Consider the following 5,187-nt stretch of genomic DNA (forward strand, 5'->3'; position numbering starts at 1 on the left):
ACCACCCCCCCCCCCCCCCCCCCCCCCCCCCCCCCCCCCCCCCCCCCCCCCCCCCCCCCCCCCCCCCCCCCCCCCCCCCCCCCCCCCCCCTCGCCCGTACGGTGCGCGCGCAGCGCAGTGGTGGGCGCGGGAGGAGCGGCTACTTGGCCGGCTCCTCCTCGTCGTCGTCGACCGGCGCCTTGATCGGCGGCGGCGCCTTGAGCAGGATCTGCCAGGTGACGTACATCGCCAGCAGCAGCGGCGGGATGCCGAGGGCGACCTTCAACCAGCCGAGCAGGTTGACGTTGTGGGTGAAGTACAGCGGGAAGAGGATCACCGGCTTGAGGCCCATGATCACCACCCAGGCCCAGGTCGCCTTGGTGTAGGCGGCGAGCCGGCCCGGGTTCTCCTTGCGCCAGGTGAACATCTCGCCGGTGATCGGGCCGAGCATCACCCCGATCATCGGCCAGCGCACCACGGCGGAGACCGCGAGGGCGGTGCAGTAGCCGACGCTCCAGAGCAGGCCGGGCAGGTAGAAGTCCTCGGCCTTACCGCTCTTCATCGCGATCCAGGCGCCGAGGGCGACGCCGAACACGCCGCTGAAGGCGTGCTGGATGGTCTCCCGCCGGGCCAGCCGCGCCACCACGAACAGGGCGCTGAGCCCGAGCGCGGCCCAGGCGGCGGCGCTGACCTGGTGGGTGAGGTTGTAGGTGACGATGAAGACCAGGCCGGGCAGCGTCATGTCGATCATGCCGCGCACGCCGCCGAAGGCCTGCAGGACGGTGTCGGCGGCCTCCTTGGAGGCGGCCTTCCGGGCGGCCTCGTCGGCCGCCGGGTCCAGGGGCCGCTCGGCGGCCGGCGCGGTGCCTTCGATCGACCGGGCCAGTCCGTCCACCGCCTCGGCGGCGGCGGTGTCCTGCCAGGCCGCCACGTCGGCGGCGTCCAGGTCGATCCGGGCGGCGGCGTCTCCGCCGGGGTGGTTGCTCACGCTCATTCGCTCCCGTGTCCGACCGGACGCAGTTCGTAGCGGGGGTTGAACAGCACGCGGCGCCCGCGTGCGTGACTGATCCGGCCGCTGGCGACGAGCCGGCGGCCCGGTTCTATGCCCGCGATCGAGCGGCGGCCCAGCCAGACGACCTCCAGCGCCTCGGTGCCGTCGAAGAGCTCCGCCTCCAGGGCCGGCACCCCGGCCCGCGGGCGGAGCGTCACCGTGCGCAGCGTGCCCGCGACGGTGACCAGCTGCCGGTCGGCGCAGCCGGCGATCGGCGTGCAGCCGGACTCGGCGGCGATCTCCTGGCGCAGGTCCTCGGCGTCCAGTTCCTCGGCCGAGGTGGTCAGCCGACTGAGCATGCGGCGGAATCGCCCCGGCGGCTGGCCACTGCTGTTGTCACCACTCATGTCGGCAGGGTACCGGTTTCGGCGCCCCCGGCGGCAGGCGTCGCCCGCGCCGGGAGCCCGCCGGGAGGCCGCCGGGGAGCCGCCGGTCAGCTCTCGAAGCGGTAGCCCATGCCCGGTTCGGTGATGAAGTGGCGCGGGTGCGAAGGGTCGCGTTCCAGCTTGCGGCGCAGCTGGGCGAGGTAGACCCGCAGGTAGTTGGTCTCGGTGCGGTAGGCCGGGCCCCACACCTCCTGGAGCAGCTGGGTCTGGCTGACCAGTCGGCCGGCGTTGCGGACCAGGACCTCCAGCAGGTGCCATTCGGTGGGCGTGAGGCGTACGTCGGTGCCGTCCCGGTTGACCTTCTTGGCGGCGAGGTCGACGGTGAAGCTCTCGGTGACGACCAGCGAGTCGTCCTCCCCGGCGACCGGCTCGGCCCGGCGCACCGCAGCCCGCATCCGGGCGAGCAGTTCGTCCATCCCGAAGGGCTTGGTCACGTAGTCGTCGGCGCCGGCGTCCAGGGCCTCGACCTTCTCGTCGGAGGCGTGCCGGGCCGACAGCACGATGATCGGCACCCGGGTCCAGCCGCGCAGGCCGCGGATCACCTCGACGCCGTCCATGTCGGGCAGGCCCAGGTCGAGGACGACGACGTCGGGATGGCGGGCGGCGGCCAGTTCCAGCGCGCTCGCCCCGTCATGGGCCGCGTCGACCTCGTACTTGCGGGCCTTGAGGTTGATCACCAGTGCGCGGACGATCTGCGGTTCGTCGTCCACGACGAGGACCCGGGTCATTTACGGGCTCCGCCTTTCGGGCTGTCGGATCTTACGGACTGTTGTCTCGGCTGTGCGTACGGCGTGGTTTGTGCGTACGGCGTGGTTGCGCCGGGTCTCAGGTGATCAGTTCGGAGAGCGGGTCGTGGCCCTCGCCGCCCGGCGCGTCCGGGCCGGGCCGCTCCGGCGGCCGTTCCACAGCGGGCAGGCTGACGACCATGGTGAGGCCGCCGCCGGGGGTGTCCTCGGCGGTGACCGTACCGTCCATGGCCTCGACGAACCCGCGCGCCACCGCGAGGCCGAGGCCGACCCCGGCGCCGCGCGGCGCGTCCCCGTACCGCTGGAAGGGGGCGAAGATCCGCTCCTTGGCGTCCTCGGGGACGCCCGGTCCGCGGTCCACGATCCGCAGCTCGACCCGGCCCGGCCGGCCCGGCTGGTGGAGGGCGTCGGCCTTGACCAGCACCCTGACGCCCTCCGGGCTGTACTTGACGGCGTTCTCGACCAGGTTGGCCAGCGAGCGCTCCAGCAGTCCGCCGTCGGCGCGGATCATCGGCAGCGTCTCCGGCACCTCCAGCCGCACCGACTCCGGCGGGACGCCGCCGAGCGCGTACGGCACCACCTCGTCCAGGTCGGTCTCCTGGATCAGCGGGGTGACGGTGCCGGTCTGGAGCCGGCTCATGTCCAGCAGATTGTTGATCAGGTGGTCGAGGCGGTCGGCCCCGGCCTCGATGCCGGCCAGCAGTTCGGCCTCGTCCTCCGGGTCCCACTGCACGTCGGCCGAGCGCAGCGAGGTCACCGAGGCCTTGATGCCGGCCAGCGGGGTGCGCAGGTCGTGCGAGACGGCGGCCAGCAGGGCGGTGCGGATCCGGTTGCCCTCGGCCTCGCGGCGGGCCGCGGCGGCCTCCCGGGCCAGCCGGCGGCGCTCCAGCACGACGGCGGCCTGGGCGGCGAACGCCCCCAGCAGGCGGCGGTCGGTGCCGGGCAGCACCCGGCCGCGCAGCACCAGGGCCAGGCTCTCCCCGACCGGGACGTCCACGTCGGCCTCTTCGGGGCGCCCGGGCGGGTGCGGCCCGGCGGTGGCGACCGGCACCCAGCCCCCGGTGGGCTCCGGGCGCTCCAGCAGTGCGGCACTCTCCTGCCCGAAGGTCTCCCGGACCTGCTCCATCAGCGCGGTCAGCACGCCGTCCCCGTTGGGGGCGCCGCGCAGCACCGTGCCGGCCAGCGCGCTGAGCGTCTGCGCCTCGGCCTGGGCGCGGGCCGCCTGGTGGGTGCGCCGGGCCGCCAGGTCCACCACGGAGGCCACCGAGCAGCCGACGATGGTGAATATCGCCACCGCCATGATGTTCTGCGGCTCGTTGATGGAGAAGGTGTGCAGCGGCGGGGTGAAGTAGAAGTTCAGCACCGAGGAGCCGACCAGCGCCGAGCCGATGGCCGGCAGCAGCCCGCCGACCAGTGCCGCGCACACCGTCAGCGACAGGAACAGCAGCATGTCGGTGGACAGGCCCAGCCCGCCGATGGTGGTCAGCACCAGTGCCAGCACCGGCGGGCCGACCAGCCCGACCAGCCAGCCGGCGATGGTCCTGGTCCGGCCCAGGTCGGTGATCCGCCGCACGGGTATCTTGTTGCGCCGCCCGTGCCCGGCGTGCTCGTGGGTGACCATGTGGACGTCGATGTCCCCGGCCTTCTGGGTGACCAGGGTGCCGACGCCCGGCCCGTAGACGTACTGCCAACGGGGCCGGCGGCTGATGCCCAGCACGATCTGGGTGGCGTTCACCCCCCGGGCGAAGTCCAGCAGCCCGTCGGCCGGGTCGTCGCCCAGCACGTTGTGGAAGGAACCGCCGAGGCTCTCCACCAGCGCGCGCTGCTCGATCAGCGTCTGCGGGGAGCCGGAGCCGGCCAGCCCGTCGGAGCGGGAGATGTGCACGGCCAGCAGTTCGCCGCCGGAGACCCTGGCCGCGATCCGGGCGGCCCGGCGGATCAGCGTCGCCCCCTCGGGACCGCCGGTCAGGCCGACCACGATCCGCTCCCGGGCCTGCCAGGTGCCGACGATCCCCTGCTCGGCGCGGTACTTCTGCAGGTACTCGTCGACCCGGTCCGCGGTCCACAGCAGCGCCAGCTCGCGCAGCGCGGTCAGGTTGCCCGGCCGGAAGTAGTTGGCGAGCGCGGCGTCGATCTTCTCCGGCATGTACACGTTGCCGTGCGCCAGCCGCCGCCGCAGCGCCTGGGGGGACATGTCCACCAGCTCGATCTGGTCCGCCCGGCGGACCACCTCGTCCGGGACGGTCTCGCGCTGGCGCACCCCGGTGATGCCCTCGACGGCGTCACCGAGCGACTCCAGGTGCTGGACGTTCACGGTGGAGATCACGTCGATCCCGGCCGCGAGCAGCTCCTCGACGTCCTGCCAGCGCTTCTCGTTGCGGCAGCCGGGCACGTTGGTGTGGGCCAGCTCGTCCACCAGCGCCACCTCCGGGCGGCGGGCCAGCACGGCGTCCAGGTCCATCTCGGAGAACCGGGCGCCCCGGTGCACCACCTGCTGCCGGAGCACGACCTCCAGTCCGGCCACCAGGTCCGCGGTCCGTCGCCGGCCGTGGTCCTCCACGAACGCCACCACGACGTCCGTGCCACGCTCCTGCCGCCGGTGCGCCTCGGCGAGCATGGCGTACGTCTTGCCGACCCCGGGGGCCGCCCCGAGGTAGATGCGCAGCCTGCCTCGTCCCATGAGCACCATTCTTGATCCGGCTCTGTCCGGGAGCCACCCCCGGACACCTGTTCCCCCTGCCTTCGAGACTACGGCGTGGGCGGCGGTATTCCGCTGATCGGTGCACTGATCAGGCGGTTTTAGCGGCATATTGACGGAGGAGCAGCCACTCGGCGGGGGTCGGCCAGGGGGCCGCCGGCCCGGCCCAGCTCGGTTTTCCGGGAAACGCGAAAAGGCCCACCCGGTAACCCGGGTGGGCCTTCTCTGAATAATTGTTCGGCGGCGTCCTACTCTCCCACAGGGTCCCCCCTGCAGTACCATCGGCGCTGTGAGGCTTAGCTTCCGGGTTCGGAATGTAACCGGGCG

Annotated in this window: 4 protein-coding genes and 1 rRNA gene; all 5 read right to left on the reverse strand. The window is 73.2% G+C overall.

The features are described 5' to 3' along the window. Positions 1-139: 139 nt before the first annotated feature. A complete protein-coding gene (locus ACZ4W5_RS25640; protein ID WP_465657145.1) occupies positions 140-967 on the reverse strand; it encodes a DUF3159 domain-containing protein in 828 nt (275 codons plus the stop codon). 2 nt (positions 968-969) lie between these two features. Then, positions 970-1,377, reverse strand: coding sequence for an OB-fold nucleic acid binding domain-containing protein (locus ACZ4W5_RS25645; protein ID WP_360245819.1), 408 nt, complete (start codon positions 1,375-1,377; stop codon positions 970-972). Between the two features lie 86 nt (positions 1,378-1,463). Then, the gene (locus ACZ4W5_RS25650; RefSeq protein ID WP_033351413.1) at positions 1,464-2,144 is read right to left on the reverse strand and encodes a response regulator; all 681 of its coding nucleotides are present in this window, start codon (positions 2,142-2,144) and stop codon (positions 1,464-1,466) included. A 97-nt stretch (positions 2,145-2,241) separates the two neighbouring features. Continuing rightward, positions 2,242-4,842: a sensor histidine kinase KdpD gene (locus ACZ4W5_RS25655; RefSeq protein ID WP_360245822.1), complete on the reverse strand. Its 2,601-nt coding sequence runs from the start codon at positions 4,840-4,842 to the stop codon at positions 2,242-2,244. A 253-nt stretch (positions 4,843-5,095) separates the two neighbouring features. Continuing rightward, a 5S ribosomal RNA gene (gene rrf / locus ACZ4W5_RS25660) occupies positions 5,096-5,187 on the reverse strand; the annotation flags it as partial.

The organism is Kitasatospora sp. NPDC029367, from assembly GCF_055569135.1.